Genomic DNA, 15,240 nt, shown 5'->3' with positions numbered 1-15,240 from the left:
AGATTTTCACTTCCAAAATTCATCAAAAATTGTAATTGGCAAATGGCGTTTGTGCTGGCCTTTATGCCACCAAGACTCGATCGTTTCTTGGGCTTGGGCTGAAACGGACTTGCCTTCGAGATAATCGTCAATTTCATTGTAGGTCACACCCAGAGCAACTTCATCCGCAATCCCAGGTTTTTCTTCTTCCAAATCAGCTGTCGGTACCTTTTCATAGAGGGCCGGATCCGCTCCTAAGGCAGCTAAAAGCTGCTTGCCTTGACGCTTATTGAGACGGTAAAGTGGTAAAATATCTGCTCCGCCATCCCCAAACTTGGTGAAAAAGGCCGTGACATTTTCTGCAGCATGGTCGGTCCCAATGACAGCCCCACTGTATGAACCAGCCAAAGCATACTGGGCAATCATACGGCTGCGCGCCTTGATATTGCCCTTGTTAAAATCAGAGACTTTGGCACCCGTTACTTCTACAGCCTTTGTCATGGCATCAGCGGATTCTTTGATATTGACTGTCAGACTGACATCAGGCTGGATGAAAGCCAAAGCTTTTTGGGCATCGTCTTCATCTGCCTGAACACCGTAAGGCAGGCGGACAGCGATAAAGCGATAGCTATCATCTCCTGTTTCTGCCCGCATTTCCTCTACAGCTAGCTGGGCCAAACGCCCCGCCAAGGTTGAGTCTTGACCACCAGAAATGCCCAGAACATAGCTTTTCAAAAAGGGATGTTTTCTCAGATAGGCTTTGAGAAAGTCCACCGATTTGCGGATTTCTTCCTCTGGATCAATGACTGGTTTGACTCCCAGTTGAGCGATAATTTCTTCTTGTAGACTCATTTTTCTGCTCCTGTCTGGTAGGCTTTCTTGCGCATCTGGTCAATCAAGTCCATCTTATCCTGCCAAATATCACGCGCCAAATCGACCGGATAATCTTGTGGATTGAGAACCCGTTTGTACTCGTCCCAGAGTTTGTCAAATTCTTGGCGGGCATAGTCCTGAATCTCAGACAGGCTCGGCAAATCGTAGACAAGCTGACCTTCCTTATAAATATCCACCAAGAGCGGCACCGCATCAAAATTCTTGACTGTTTTATTGATATAAGTATAAGTCGGATGGAACATTTCTAGCTCTTCCTGATGGGTGACATCTACACCATCATAAGTGATGTAGTCGCCCTCAGACTTGCCTTTCTCACGGCTGGTAATGCGCCAAACCTGCTTCTTGCCTGGAGTCGAAACCTTTTCAGCATTGTTAGACAACTTGATGGTATTGCGCAAGTGCCCATTCTCATCTTCAATCGCTACAATCTTGTAAACCGCGCCCAGAGCTGGCTGATCGTATGCGGTAATGAGCTTGGTTCCTACGCCCCAGACATCAATCTTAGCCTTTTGCATTTTTAAGTTGAGGATGGTATTCTCATCCAAATCATTGGAAGCGTAAATTTTAGCATTTGGGAAGCCCGCTTCATCTAACTGCTGACGAACTTTTTTGGAAATATAGGCCAGGTCTCCAGAATCGATCCGCACACCCAAGAAATTGATTTTATCCCCAAATTCACGCGCTACACGGATGGCCGTAGGAACCCCGATCCGAAGGGTATCATAGGTGTCTACCAAGAACACACAGTCCCGATGAGTGCTTGCATAAGCCTTGAAAGCCTCGTAATCATTGCCATAAACCTGCACAAGTGCATGGGCATGCGTCCCCAGAACGGGAATATCAAAAAGCTTGCCTGCCCGAACATTGCTGGTACCGTTGGCTCCACCGATAACAGCGGCCCGCGTACCCCAAATCGCCGCATCCATTTCCTGAGCACGACGGGTACCAAACTCCATCAACGGCTCATCTTCGATCACAGAGCGGATGCGAGCTGCCTTGGTCGCAATCAAGGTTTGGAAATTCACGATATTTAAAATCGCTGTTTCCACCAACTGACATTGAGCCAGCGGCCCTTCGACCTGAACAATCGGTTCATTGGCAAAAACCAAATCTCCTTCTTTAGCAGAACGCACGGTCAGCTGCATCTTGAAATCACGTAAATACTCTAAGAAAGCTCCGTTATAGCCCAAGGACGCTAAATAGTCCAAATCCGTCTGACTGAATTTCAAATCATTCAGATAAGCCACAATCCTCTCTAAGCCCGCAAAAACGGCATAGCCATTATTAAAAGGATTCTTGCGAAAATAGACTTCAAAAACAGCACGCTTATTATGGATACCCTCGTTGAAATAAACCTGCATCATATTGATTTGATATAAGTCTGTATGTAAAGTCAAACTGTCATCTGGAAACATAATTGAGCTCCTTTTATCATAGTTATTCTATATTATAACATAAATTGCAAGAAAGCCTTGATTCAATAGCAAAATACCTCCAGAATTTCTTCCGAAGGTACTTCTTTTATCTTTCACTTGGAATTATTAGATTCCATAAGTCTTGTTCACGCGGCGCATCTGTTTAAATTCTTTTTTATAGGTTACTTTAACTGCTACTTTCATTTTTGCCACCTCGTTTCTTTTGATGCTTTTATTATAGGCCTCAAAGCTTAAGGAAGGCTTAGAATTTTCTTGCAGAAAGCTTAAACGTATAAAGCAAAATCTAATCGAATGTTATCTCGCTAGTCCAGATAATCGCGTTTTTCGAGATGCAGGGATACGAGGTGCCAATTGGCATCCTGCCGCCAGCTAGGATTGGCAACGATTTGGCTGGCTACCTTGCGCGCTTCTTCCAAAATGGGATAGTCCTCTACGATGTCCGCTACCTGAAACTCTGGAATACCAGACTGACGGGTCCCAAAAATTTCACCAGAACCACGCATCTTGAGGTCTTCCTCAGCCAGAACAAAACCATCTGTCGTCTCAGTCATGATTTTCATCCGTTTCTTCCCAGACTCCGTCTTGGGATTGGCAACCAGAACGGCATAAGATTGCTTATTTCCTCGACCAACTCGTCCCCGCAACTGATGAAGCTGGCTGAGCCCGAAGCGGTCAGCATCCATGATAACCATGATGGTCGCATTCGGAACATTGACACCGACTTCAATAACTGTAGTTGACACTAAAATATCCGTTTTCCCATCCTTGAAGTCCTGCATAATGGCTTCTTTTTCGTCATTTTTCATGCGACCGTGGAGCAGAGCCACCTGAGCCTGATTGGCAAAGTAGGCCTTAAGCTCTTCCTCTAGAGCAATCGCGTTTTTCAAGTCCAAGGCCTCTGATTCCTCAATCAAGGGAGAAATAAAGTAGACTTGGGCGCCCTTGGCCAGCTCTTTTTTCATCCAGTCCAAGACCACTTCCAATTGCTCATGCTTGACCCAACGAGTAATGATGGGCTTGCGACCAGCCGGCATCTGGTCAATAATAGAGACATCCATATCACCAAAAGCGGTAATGGCCAAAGTCCGAGGAATAGGTGTCGCTGTCATCATGAGGACGTCTGGATTATTTCCTTTTTCCCTCAAAATCCGACGCTGGTCCACCCCAAAACGATGCTGCTCATCAATAATGACCAAGCCCAGTCGATGATAGACCACCCCTTCCTGAATCAAGGCATGGGTGCCGACCACCATATCTACTTGCCCCGATTCTATTGCAGCCAAAGTATCTCTGCGTTCAGCAGCTTTCATACCACCAGTTAGGAGGGCCAAATTCAGTTCAGGAAAGAGCTGAGTCAAGCTATCCAAATGCTGCTCAGCCAAAATTTCTGTCGGAACCATCAAAGCCGACTGGTAACCTGCCGTATGGGCGGCATACATGGCCAAGCCAGCCACCACGGTCTTACCACTACCAACATCTCCTTGCAGGAGACGGTTCATATGGGCAGGCGATTGCAAATCACTGAGAATTTCTTCCAGACTCCGCTCCTGAGCCTCTGTCAGAGAAAATGGCAGCTCAGCCTTCTTTTGAGCCAGCATTTTTTCCTGCCAAGGAATAGCCAGTCCCTGGCTGACATCCTTGGTCTCATGCTTCAGAACCTGCAGCTGCATCTGGAAATAAAAAAGTTCTTCAAACTTGACTCGACGCAGGGCCTGCTTATATTCTGCCAAATCCTTAGGAAAGTGCATGGCACGCACAGCTTGAGTGCGCCCCAAAAGCTGGTAGCGCTCCAGAAGGACAGGAGGAAGATTTTCCTCTAACAACTGATCCAAACCTTGATCAAAAGCCACCTTAATCAGCTTGACTAGACTGGCCTGACTAATTCCTTGGGCAACTCGATAAACTGGCTGCAAGTCGTCTTCGACCTGAGCTAACACCTTCATCCCCGTCAGACTAGCCTTGGCTTTATCCCATTTACCAAAAATAGCCACCGTCGCTCCCAGTTCGAGCTTATCTGCCAGATAAGGCTGATTGAAAAAATTGACTGCAATCGCTACTTCTCCCTGCTTGATTGTGAAACGCAGGCGATTGCGCTTGTAGCCATAGTACTGGACATTAGCTGGAGTCGCGACAATACCAGAAATAACTGCCTTTTCCCCATCCTCCAAGTCGAGGACATTCTTGCTTTTAAGATCCTCATAGCGAAAAGGAAAATAGAGCAGGAGATCCTGCAGGCTCTCAAGGCCTAGTTTTTTAAATTTTTCAGCCGATTTTGGCCCCACTCCTGGCAGAGCCGTCAAAGCCTGGTGCAGATTCATCCTGTCTCCTTTCCTTCTTCTTGATTGTCTTTTACTTTTTATACTCTCTCGGTACCCTATCGCTGATTAAGCAGACCACTTCATAATTGATCGTGCCACGCTTTTCTGCCACATCCGTTGCTGTGATAAGCTTGGCTCCACTCTGACCAATCAAGACCACCTGCGTTCCCAAAGGGTAGGCTCGAGGTAGACGCACCGTGATTTGATCCATGGAAACCCGACCGACAATTGGACAGCGATGACCAGCGATCAAGACATCAAAGCCTTGCATATCGCGGGTCCAGCCATCAGCGTAACCCAAAGGAATGGTTCCAATGATTTGCTGGCTATCACTGGTATAGGTCGCCCCATAACCGACATGCGCACCCGCTTGAATTTCTTTGACGTGAACCAGAGCAGATTCTAAGCTAAGAGCTGGTTTGACCTCATAAGGTAAGTCCAGCACTCGTCCGCTAGGATTCAGCCCGTAGATAATATCGCCCAGCCGAACAGCATTCATAATCGTGTCACTGTGCCAAAGGGTTGTAGCAGAGTTGCTAGCATGCACAATCGGCGGCAAGAAAGCTAACTCACTTAAAATCTCTTTAAAGCAATTTAATTGGGCTACAAAATGACTTGTATCTAATTCGTCGGCTGTTGCAAAATGAGTGAAAATTCCTTCTACCACAGCTCCTGCTGCTTGCAGGCGGCTAATTGCTTGCTGGGCTTCTTGACTATCACGAAAGCCAATGCGTCCCATACCTGAATCAATCTTGATATGGACGGTCAAGCCTGTCAGATCAGCTTGCTGGCTCAAGAGCTCCTCCATCCAAGCTAGGCTAGCCACTGTCAGGGTAATCTGCTGCTGGATCGCTAAAGGCACAGCCTCCAATGAAGAAACACTCAAAATAAGAATGGATTTAGCAATGCCAGCTTCTCGTAGTTCGAGGGCTTCGTCAATATTGGACACGCAAAAACCATCTACAAGCGGCTGAATATGCTGAGAGACAGGAACCGCACCATGTCCATAAGCATTGGCCTTGACTACTGCCCACTTCTGGACCGACTGGGGAATATGAGCCGCAATTTGCTCAATATTAAATGCAATAGCAGACAGGTCTATGACTGCTTTAGTGGGTCTATGTAGACTAGCTTTCATTGTCTTCCTCCAAAATCACACTGGCGGTCACCAGATTTCCAGCATGACTGATTGATAGCCATACCGAACCAGCAAAGGGAGATTTACTAAAATAAGGAGCCCCCTTATCATCATTTAAAATTTCCAAATCTTGAAAAGTCACAGGGCCAATACCGGTTCCCCAAGCCTTGGCAAAGGCTTCTTTGGCTGACCAACGACCTGCCAAATATTCCAGCTTTCGCTTGCCCTTTAAGGAGCTGAACCGAGCCAACTCCTGAGCCGTCAAGATTTTCTCAGCAAAGCGCTCATTCTTCTCGTAGGCCCGACCAATGCTGGAAATCTCTTCTATATCTATTCCATGTCCTCTTATCATACTTCTATCAGGAATACAAAGCAAGGCCCTTCTCCCAAGGAGATTGAAAGAAAATCTAATTTCGACAAGGCAAACCGATGAAAATGACACTGAAATGCATCAAAGGGGTTTAACATCATCAAAATTAGATTTTCATAGAGTATGAGCTTGCCTATATTCATTAGTAGACTTCTATCAAAAGCCTACTAATCCTTTCTTTTAAGCTTCTTTTTCTAAGGTATCATAGATTTCCTGAACGAGTTCTTCTGTCTTATCCCAGCCCAAGCAAGGATCGGTAATGGACTTACCAAAGACTTCTGGCTCATTCTGGCGGCCATCCTCCAAATAGGATTCAATCATGAATCCACGCACAGCCTTCTTGATCTGCTCATTCCAAGCACAGTTGATCAGAGTCTGACGGATAATCCGGATCTGCTCCAAATACTGCTTTCCAGAATTATCATGATTGGTATCAATCAGGATGAAAGGAGTGGACAGCTTCATTTCTTCATAGCGTTTGATCACATCCAGAAGATTTTCGTAATAGAAGTTAGGCTTGTTCTTACCGTACTCATCTAAAGCACCACGCAAAATCACATGCGCAAGAGGATTTCCTAACGTTTCTACTTCCTGACCATGATAAAGGAAGATTTGCTTATTTTGAGCAGCATAGACGGCATTAAACATGACCCCAAGATTGCCAGATGTTGGATTTTTCATACCAACCGGAGCGTCAATGCCAGACGCTACAAAGCGGTGTTCTTGGTCTTCAACCGATCGAGCACCTACGGCATGATAACTAACCAAATCATCTACCAGCACTAGATTGGAAGGATAGAGCATTTCATCAGCAGTAGTCAAGCCTGTCTCAGTAATGACTCGGTAATGAAGCTGGCGCACTGCCTTTAACCCATTGATCAAGCTTGGACTTTTTGAAGTATCTGGCTGGTGAACGAGCCCCTTGTAGCCGTCCCCATTGGTCCGAGGCTTGGCAGTATAGACCCGCATGACGATAAAAATCTTATCTGCCACTTTCTGCTGGAGGTCGGCCAACCGGCGAGCGTACTCCAGCACCGCCTCTTCATTGTCAGATGAACAGGGGCCAATAACCAAGAGCAAGCGTTGATCTTCTCCCTTGATGATGGCGGCCAATTCCTGATCACGCTGATGTTTCTTTTTCAGAGCTTGGTCTGACAAAATCGTTGCAGACTTGATCTGCTCGATGTCAATTTCCTGACCTTTTTCTATAAATGCCATATTATTTACCTAGTGTATCGTATATCTCATGGACAAGTTCGACCGTCTTGTCCCATCCTAGGCATGGATCTGTGATAGACCTGCCAAAGACTTCTGGTTCATTTTGTCGGCCATCTTCCAAGTAAGATTCAATCATAAAGCCACGAACAACCTTCTTGATTTTATTATTCCAGTCGCGGTTGATCAAAGTCTGACGAACAATACGGACTTGCTCCAAATACTGCTTGCCAGAGTTGTCATGGTTGGTATCAATGATGATAAATGGATTTTCTAATCCCATTGCTTCATACTGGGCGATTGTGTCCAGCAGATTATCATAATAGTAGTTCGGAATGTTCTTCCCATATTCATTGATGGCACCGCGCAGAATCGCATGGGCCAAAGGATTTCCACTCGTCTCTACTTCCCGATTTGCAAAGAGGAAGCTCTGCTTGTTCTGAGCCGCATAAATGCCATTAAACATGACATTTAGATTGCCAGATGTTGGATTTTTTAAACCAGTCGGAAAATCCGCTCCACTGGCTACAAAGCGGTGCTGCTGATCTTCAACAGAACGAGCACCGATCGCCATATAGGAAATCAAATCATCTACTAGGGGAAGATTTTCTGGATAAAGCATCTCGTCAGCCGTCGTCATTCCAGTTTCTGAAATCACGCGATAATGCAGATTGCGAACCGCCTTAATCCCGTTGATTAGGCTAGGTGCCGCTGTCGCATTAGGCTGGTGAATCAAGCCCTTGTAGCCATCACCATTGGTCCGTGGCTTGGCTGTATAAACCCGCATGACCATAAAGATCCGATCTTTGACTTCTTCCTGAAGAGCTGCCAAACGCTTAGCGTATTCCAAGACAGCTTCTTCATTGTCTGAGGAGCAAGGACCGATAACCAAAAGGATGCGAGCATCTTCACCACGGATAATGGCTTCTAGTTGGCGATCCCGCTCTTGCTTATGAGCTAGAATAGAACCTTCTAGCTTAGCAAGCTGACGCACTTCTGCTACATTGATTGGTTGACTAGTTGCTTTAAAGGTCATCTTCTCTCCTTATAAACTACTTCTTGCGGCCATGACAATTTTTAAATTTCTTACCTGAACCACATGGGCATAAATCATTTCTTTTTACAGAGGATAAATCAACATTTTTTGGAAGATTTGGGTTTTGGGCAGCAATGTTTCGAGTAGCCGTCGTGCTGATACTGTGCTCTGTACGTGGACGTTCTTGCTCATGGATCTGTGCTTTCATCATAAGACGAGTCACATCAAACTCGATAGAGCCGATCATATCATTAAACATCCGGAAACCTTCTGCCTGATACTCAACAACTGGGTTGTTCTGAGCATAGCCGCGAAGCCCCACAGCCTGACGCAATTGATCCAAGGCGTCGATATGATCTGTCCATTTATTATCTACAACACGTAGGATCAGCACTTTTTGGAACTCTTGAACTGCTTCTTCATCACGAAGTTTAGAAACCTGATTGGCATAAACTTCAGAAGCTCGTTCCATCAAGTAATCTTTGATCTCTTGATTCGATTTACCTTCTAAATCATCAGCTGAGATAGAATCCTCTGCTACAAGATTATATTTAGCAAAATTCAGAATCGCTTCTATCTTTTCATCATGATCTGAATGACTGCTGCCATCCACAATCCGATTAATGGTACGACGGATCATAGCATGGATTTCTGGAGCCAAATCACGGTCTGCTGTGATGACATCATAGCGTTGAGAATAGATAATTTCACGTTGTTCGCGCATGACATCATCATATTGGAGGACTTGCTTCCGAGTATCGTAGTTATTTCCTTCAACCCGTTTTTGGGCTGCTTCCACCTGACGCGTTAGCATCCGAGACTTGATGACAGACTCTTCTTCGCTCAGATTCATCCGGTCTAGCAAGGCCTTAATACGCTCTGAACCGAAGCGTTTCATCAAATCGTCTTCTAGAGATAGGTAGAATTGTGATTCACCTGGATCCCCTTGACGACCTGAACGTCCACGAAGCTGGTTATCAATCCGGCGGCTTTCATGGCGCTCTGTACCAATGACACAAAGTCCACCCAATTCACGCACACCTTCACCTAGCTTGATATCTGTACCACGTCCAGCCATGTTGGTCGCAATAGTAATAGCTCCACGCTGACCAGCATTCATGATAATCTGTGCTTCTTTATAGTGGTTTTTAGCATTCAGAACTTCATGAGGAATTCCCGCCGCCACTAATTTTTGAGAAAGATAGTCACTCGTGTCAACCGATACTGTACCGACCAAGACAGGTTGACCTGTTTTGTAGCGTTCCTTGACGTCTTCCACGACTGCTTTAAACTTCGCTTCCAAGCTAGGATACAGCAAATCTGGATGGTCAACACGTTGGACAGGACGGTTAGTTGGAATTGGAATTACGCGAATATTATAAATTTCACGGAATTCTTCTTCTTCTGTCTTACCAGTCCCTGTCATCCCTGACAACTTTTTATACATACGGAAAAGGTTCTGGTAAGTAATCGAAGCAGATGTCTTTGATTCTTCTTGGATAGGCACAGCTTCTTTTGCTTCAATCGCTTGGTGGAGTCCATCAGAGAAACGACGGCCTTCCATTGTACGCCCAGTAAATTGGTCAACGATGAGGATTTCCTGCTTTTCACTCACGACATAATCCACATCTAAGGTCATGATATAGTTAGCACGTAAGGCATTGTCGATAAAGTGAGTCAAAGCAACATTCTCAAGGTCGTATAGATTTTCTAAGTTAAAGTAACTTTCAGCCTTGTCAATACCAGAATCTGACAAACCAATCGTCTTAGATGGAATATCAATGATATAGTCATCTTTTTGAAGTGTTTTCACAAAGCTATCCGCTCTGTAATAAAGCTGATTCGTATCAGAAGCAGTCGGTCCTGACACGATCAATGGCGTACGCGCTTCGTCAATCAAGATAGAATCCACCTCGTCAACCAAGGCATAGTTAAGCGGACGCTGTACCATATTTTCAGCCCGAACCACCATGTTATCGCGCAGGTAGTCAAAACCAATTTCAGAGTTGGTTGAGTAGGTGATATCACAAGCATAAGCTTCTCTTTTTTCCATTGGTGACTTAGATGCTAGGTTGATACCAACAGAAAGTCCCAACCAAGAATAAAGTTCACCCATCTCAGTCGCATCACGCTCGGACAAGTATTCATTGACTGTAACAACGTGAACTCCTTGACCAGATAAAGCATTCAGGTAAACAGGCATAGTCGCTGTCAGGGTTTTCCCTTCCCCCGTACGCATTTCTGGCACATCACCATGGTGAAGGACAATCCCCCCCATAATCTGAACCTTATATGGGAAAAGACCTAAGACACGCTTAGCTCCTTCACGGACAACTGCAAATGCTTCAAACAAAAGTTGATATAAAGTTTCACCATTAGCATAACGTTCCTTAAATTCAACCGTTTTTGCTTGCAATTCTTCATCGGTCAAGGCTGCCATTTCGTCCTCATAGGACATGACCTTGTCCGCCATCTTTTCTAATTTTCTTATTTCACCTTTATCATTTTCGATGATTTTTTTTAAAATATTAGCCATTTTATTCCTTACTCGCTATGTTCTGTTTATAAATGTTTCCTCTCATTATAGCATGTTTCCCCATATCTTTCAAGAAATAATCCATTTGGCAATTGGCTTGAAAGGCTGTCGTTTCTCAATTTAAACACTTATCTGCCTAACTCTTCTTGCACTCAAATTTGCTAAATGATCATGGTTTTCACGAAGTAGTTTCTCGCATAATTCTCATAATTTCGATATAATAATAGCAATGAATATCAAAGAAGAAATTATCAAATTATCAAAAGACATTGGCATTTCTAAAATTGGCTTCACGACAGCAGATAACTTTGACTATCTGGAAAAGTCGCTGCGCTTGGCCGTAGAAGAAGGCCGAAATTCAGGATTTGAACACAAGAATATTGAGGAGCGAATCAAGCCCAAGCTGAGTTTGGCCTCAGCTAAGACCATCATCTCTATCGCAGTCGCCTATCCCCACAAGCTCAAGCAGCAGCCACAAAAAACAGCCTACAAACGGGGGAAATTCACTCCCAACAGCTGGGGACTGGATTACCACTATGTTCTACAAGACAAGCTAGATCGGCTTGCAAAGGGAATTGAGGAGTTGACTGCCGACTTTGAATATAAAGGCATGGTGGATACAGGAGCCTTGGTCGACACCGCTGTAGCCCGGCGAGCAGGAATAGGCTTTATCGGCAAGAACGGCTTGGTCATCTCCAAGGAATTTGGTTCTTATATGTTTCTGGGTGAGCTCATTACCAATCTGGACATCAAACCTGACCAGCCTGTCGACTATGACTGCGGAGACTGCAATCGTTGTGTGACGGCCTGTCCCACCTCCTGCCTCATTGGCGATGGGACTATGAACGCCAAGCGCTGTCTATCCTTTCAAACCCAAGATAAGGGCATCATGGACCTAGAATTTCGCAAAAAAATCAAGACAGTCATCTATGGTTGCGATATCTGCCAAATCTGCTGCCCCTATAATAAAGGCTTGGACAATCCGCTCGCAACTGATATCGACCCCGAACTGGCCCATCCAGAGCTCCTACCTTTCTTGGAACTTTCTAATGGTCAATTTAAGGAAAAATTTGGCCATATAGCAGGTAGCTGGCGGGGCAAAAACATCCTGCAGCGCAATGCCATCATTGCTCTAGCCAATGCTAATGACCGCTCTGCTATTCCCAAACTGCTAGAAATTATCGATAAAGGGCAAAATCCTATCCATATCGCTACGGCCATCTGGGCTCTCAGTCAGCTAGTACGCGAAGCCAATCCTGAAATGATTGAGATGATTCTTGCTGTGAAAAATCCCACAGAAGCTATCAAAGAGGAACAGGAACAATTCCTAAAAAAATTTCACTTAACTAACTAAAAATAAATACAGTCTAATTTAGAAACTGCCTTAGAACGCAGCTTATACTAAATCAGACTGTATTTTTATGTTATTCAATTAGAATCCATCTACGTTGGTGTAGATTTTTTGGACATCTTCATCGTCTTCAAGGACGCTATACAATTTTTCGAAGGTTTCTAAATCTTCTCCTGTTAATTCCACTTCTGACTGAGGAATCATTTCCAGCTCTGTCACTTGGAATTCTTGGATACCAGATTCACGCAAGGCCACGATTGCTTTATGTAGGTCAGTTGGCGCTGTATAAACAGTGATACTTCCTTCTTCAGCCTCTACATCGTCCACATCTACATCTGCTTCTAAAAGCAATTCAAAGATGCTATCTGCATCATCACCAGCAAAAACGATGACACCTTTATTATCAAAAAGATAAGATACAGAGCCACTAGCACCCATGTTGCCGCCATTTTTCCCAAAGGCTGCACGGACATTGGCCGCAGTCCGGTTGACATTCGAAGTCAAGGTATCAACGATTAACATAGAACCATTCGGCCCAAAGCCTTCATAACGACCTTCTGTAAAGGTCTCGTCTGTATTTCCCTTAGCCTTGTCAATCGCCTTGTCAATAACATGCTTTGGCACTTGCGCTTGCTTAGCGCGATCAATAACGAACTTAAGGGCTGTGTTCAACTCAGGATCTGGTTCACCTTTTTTCGCTGCTACATAGATCTCTACACCGAATTTAGCATAAACTTTTGAGTTTGCGCCATCTTTAGCTGTTTTCTTAGCTACAATATTGGCCCACTTACGTCCCATTGGAATTTCTCCTTTAACTATTCTACATTTTTAATCTTCCTTATTATAACACAGGAAAGACGAAAAATCATCCAACAAAAACAGGAAAGTCCCCAATTTCCTAAAATTATCTGCTGAAGTACAAACTAAAGATAGAAAAGATTATAGCACTAGTTCCTTATAACTTTTAAAATACCGAGATCAGTCATTACATTCTCTCAATAGCAAAATGAATGATGCTACTAAATTCAAGGTGATGCTCCTTCATTCTCCAGTAAATCTCCTATTTTACTAGAATCTTCTCTCATTTCTTACTACTAAAGCTTACTAATCAAATAAATAAAAAATCGATAACTTCGTAAAGAAGTTATCGATTTTTGCGAGCTGTTAACTAACCGTCCACAACTCTTCAGTGATTACTATCCAAGCTAGAAAGAATTAATCTTCTTCTTTCAATCTTGGTTTAATCAAGCTGACACCTGCGAGTGTTGCAACAATTCCTAAACCAAGCACTGCTGCTGAAGATGATTTCTCACCTGTATTTGGCAGAGCAGTAGTTCCAGGAACTTTCGGTTCCACTGGCTTGTTCGGTACTTGTTTATTTGGTACCGGAGCTGGAGTTGGTGGAACAGGTGTCGGTGTAGGTGGAACTTCTACCTTCTTGTAAGTTACGACTTCATCNGCTGGTTTNGCTGAGTCTGCTGTAACTGTCACATCTGCTACGCTTGCTTTATCTGCTACGTAACCCTTGATATCTGGTGAAGTTTGTCCCTTGATCACGTCATCTTGTGATGTCCATGGGCCTTTTTCTACGATCGCTTTCGTTACGACGTTGATCTTCAGAATACGCGTGAATTTAGCGCTGTCTGTGAAGCTTGGTGCTGCTTCTTTACCATCTTCGTATACGTACTTGATCGTACGGCTCAATTCTTTCACAGCTTCTTGTTGAGCTGACTTGATCTTATCATCTGTCCACTTAGGTCCATCCGGATTGTTTGGATCCATTGGATCATTTGGTTTCGGTGGATTGTTTGGATTGAATGGTACTACGCCTTCTTCCAATTGAACAGTGAAGTTTTGGTCCTTGCTTGCATCATCATCAAAGTTTTGTGGATCCTTGAACTCATCGTTCACAACCTTGTAACCTTGGTTAGTCAATTCTTTCAACTTCGCAAGGTATTGGTCACGGCTAATTGGTTCGCCTGACTTACCGCCTTCTGAGATCTTCGCCAATTCTTTCTTAGCTTGGTCTACGAAGGTGATGGTTGCTTTTTGATCAGCCTTCTTGTAAGTTACGACTTCATCAGCTGGTTTAGCTGAGTCTGCTGTAACTGTCACATCTGCTACGCTTGCTTTATCTGCTACGTAACCCTTGATNTCTGGTGAAGTTTGTCCCTTGATCACGTCNTCTTGTGATGTCCATGGGCCTTTTTCTACGATCGCTTTCGTTACGACGTTGATCTTCAGAATACGCGTGAATTTAGCGCTGTCTGTGAAGCTTGGTGCTGCTTCTTTACCATCTTCGTATACGTACTTGATCGTACGGCTCAATTCTTTCACAGCTTCTTGTTGAGCTGACTTGATCTTATCATCTGTCCACTTAGGTCCTTCTGGATTCTTAGGATCCATTGGATCGTTTGGTTTCGGTGGATTATTCGGATCGAATGGTACTACAACCTGACGCATAGTAACGGTGAAGGTTTGATCCTTCTTATCGTCATTATCGAAGGTCTTAGGTCCCTTGAACTCATCGTTCACCACTTCGTAGCCCTTGTCTGTCAATTCTTTCAGACGAGCTGCGTAGTTGGTTGTACCGATTGGCTCACCTGACTTACCGCTTTCAACGACCTTGGTCAATTCCTTATTACCGTCAGTTTGGTCTACGAAGCTGATAATCGCTTTTTGACCATCCTTCACGAAGTTGATTGGTGTATCCTTCGTTGGATCACTTGGAATTGGTGGTGGGTTGTAACCCTTGCTTGGATCGCTCGGATCTTTCGGTGTCAATGGTGTTGTGCCATCTGGGCCTACTGGTGTAGTGCCTGGTACATGTGGAATCACTGGAAGATCAGTACCTGGTTTGCTTGGATCTGTTGGATCGTTTGGATATGGAAGATTTGGNACTTTTGGAAGTCCGTCTGGTACATTTGGTACATATGAACCAAGTTTGCTGTACTTAACTGTTTCTTC

The 15,240-nt window shown here is 44.4% G+C and carries 11 protein-coding genes; 1 reads left to right on the top strand and 10 read right to left on the bottom strand.

What is annotated here, in order from left to right; translation table 11 throughout:
• Nucleotides 1–6: 6 nt before the first annotated feature.
• The 8 genes from nadE to secA form a co-directional block, all read right to left on the bottom strand.
• Entirely contained in the window at nucleotides 7–831 is an 825-nt protein-coding gene (gene nadE, locus D8793_RS11020) for an NAD(+) synthase (protein WP_125372288.1), read from the bottom strand.
• Nucleotides 828–2,288 carry a nicotinate phosphoribosyltransferase gene (locus tag D8793_RS11015; RefSeq protein WP_125372286.1) on the bottom strand — a complete coding sequence of 487 codons (1,461 nt, stop codon included), beginning with the start codon at nucleotides 2,286–2,288 and terminating at the stop codon, nucleotides 828–830. The genes nadE and D8793_RS11015 overlap by 4 nt, the downstream gene beginning before the upstream one ends.
• A gap of 323 nt (nucleotides 2,289–2,611) precedes the next feature.
• Nucleotides 2,612–4,627 carry an ATP-dependent DNA helicase RecG gene (gene recG / locus D8793_RS11010; protein WP_125372284.1) on the bottom strand — a complete coding sequence of 672 codons (2,016 nt, stop codon included), beginning with the start codon at nucleotides 4,625–4,627 and terminating at the stop codon, nucleotides 2,612–2,614.
• Between the two features lie 31 nt (nucleotides 4,628–4,658).
• Complete coding sequence (gene alr, locus D8793_RS11005) at nucleotides 4,659–5,765, bottom strand: alanine racemase (RefSeq protein ID WP_125372282.1); 1,107 nt, start codon at nucleotides 5,763–5,765, stop codon at nucleotides 4,659–4,661.
• The gene (gene acpS / locus D8793_RS11000) at nucleotides 5,755–6,117 is read right to left on the bottom strand and encodes a holo-ACP synthase (protein ID WP_185761067.1); all 363 of its coding nucleotides are present in this window, start codon (nucleotides 6,115–6,117) and stop codon (nucleotides 5,755–5,757) included. Before acpS ends, alr begins: the two co-directional genes overlap by 11 nt.
• A 198-nt stretch (nucleotides 6,118–6,315) precedes the next feature.
• Entirely contained in the window at nucleotides 6,316–7,353 is a 1,038-nt protein-coding gene (locus D8793_RS10995; protein ID WP_125372278.1) for a 3-deoxy-7-phosphoheptulonate synthase, read from the bottom strand.
• A gap of 1 nt (nucleotide 7,354) precedes the next feature.
• On the bottom strand, nucleotides 7,355–8,386 hold the full coding sequence (locus D8793_RS10990; protein WP_125372275.1) for a 3-deoxy-7-phosphoheptulonate synthase: 1,032 nt from the start codon (nucleotides 8,384–8,386) through the stop codon (nucleotides 7,355–7,357).
• A gap of 16 nt (nucleotides 8,387–8,402) precedes the next feature.
• Nucleotides 8,403–10,922 (bottom strand): preprotein translocase subunit SecA, encoded by a 2,520-nt coding sequence (gene secA, locus D8793_RS10985; RefSeq protein ID WP_125372273.1) that lies wholly within the window; start codon nucleotides 10,920–10,922, stop codon nucleotides 8,403–8,405.
• Nucleotides 10,923–11,151: 229 nt separating this feature from the next.
• Here secA and queG point away from each other — a divergent pair, with 229 nt between their 5' ends.
• Nucleotides 11,152–12,276: a tRNA epoxyqueuosine(34) reductase QueG gene (gene queG, locus D8793_RS10980; RefSeq protein WP_125372271.1), complete on the top strand. Its 1,125-nt coding sequence runs from the start codon at nucleotides 11,152–11,154 to the stop codon at nucleotides 12,274–12,276.
• A 78-nt stretch (nucleotides 12,277–12,354) separates the two neighbouring features.
• On the opposite strand, the gene D8793_RS10975 is transcribed toward queG, so the two are convergent.
• Both D8793_RS10975 and D8793_RS10970 read right to left on the bottom strand, forming a co-directional pair.
• Nucleotides 12,355–13,071 carry a YebC/PmpR family DNA-binding transcriptional regulator gene (locus D8793_RS10975; RefSeq protein ID WP_045498557.1) on the bottom strand — a complete coding sequence of 239 codons (717 nt, stop codon included), beginning with the start codon at nucleotides 13,069–13,071 and terminating at the stop codon, nucleotides 12,355–12,357.
• A gap of 417 nt (nucleotides 13,072–13,488) precedes the next feature.
• Entirely contained in the window at nucleotides 13,489–14,967 is a 1,479-nt protein-coding gene (locus D8793_RS10970) for a mucin-binding protein (protein ID WP_446677593.1), read from the bottom strand.
• Nucleotides 14,968–15,240 lie beyond the last annotated feature (273 nt).

The organism is Streptococcus cristatus, assembly GCF_003943465.1.
GTDB lineage: Bacteria > Bacillota > Bacilli > Lactobacillales > Streptococcaceae > Streptococcus > Streptococcus cristatus_C.
Note: the sequence above shows the minus strand (reverse complement) of the source record. Positions and strands in the feature narration are given on the sequence as shown.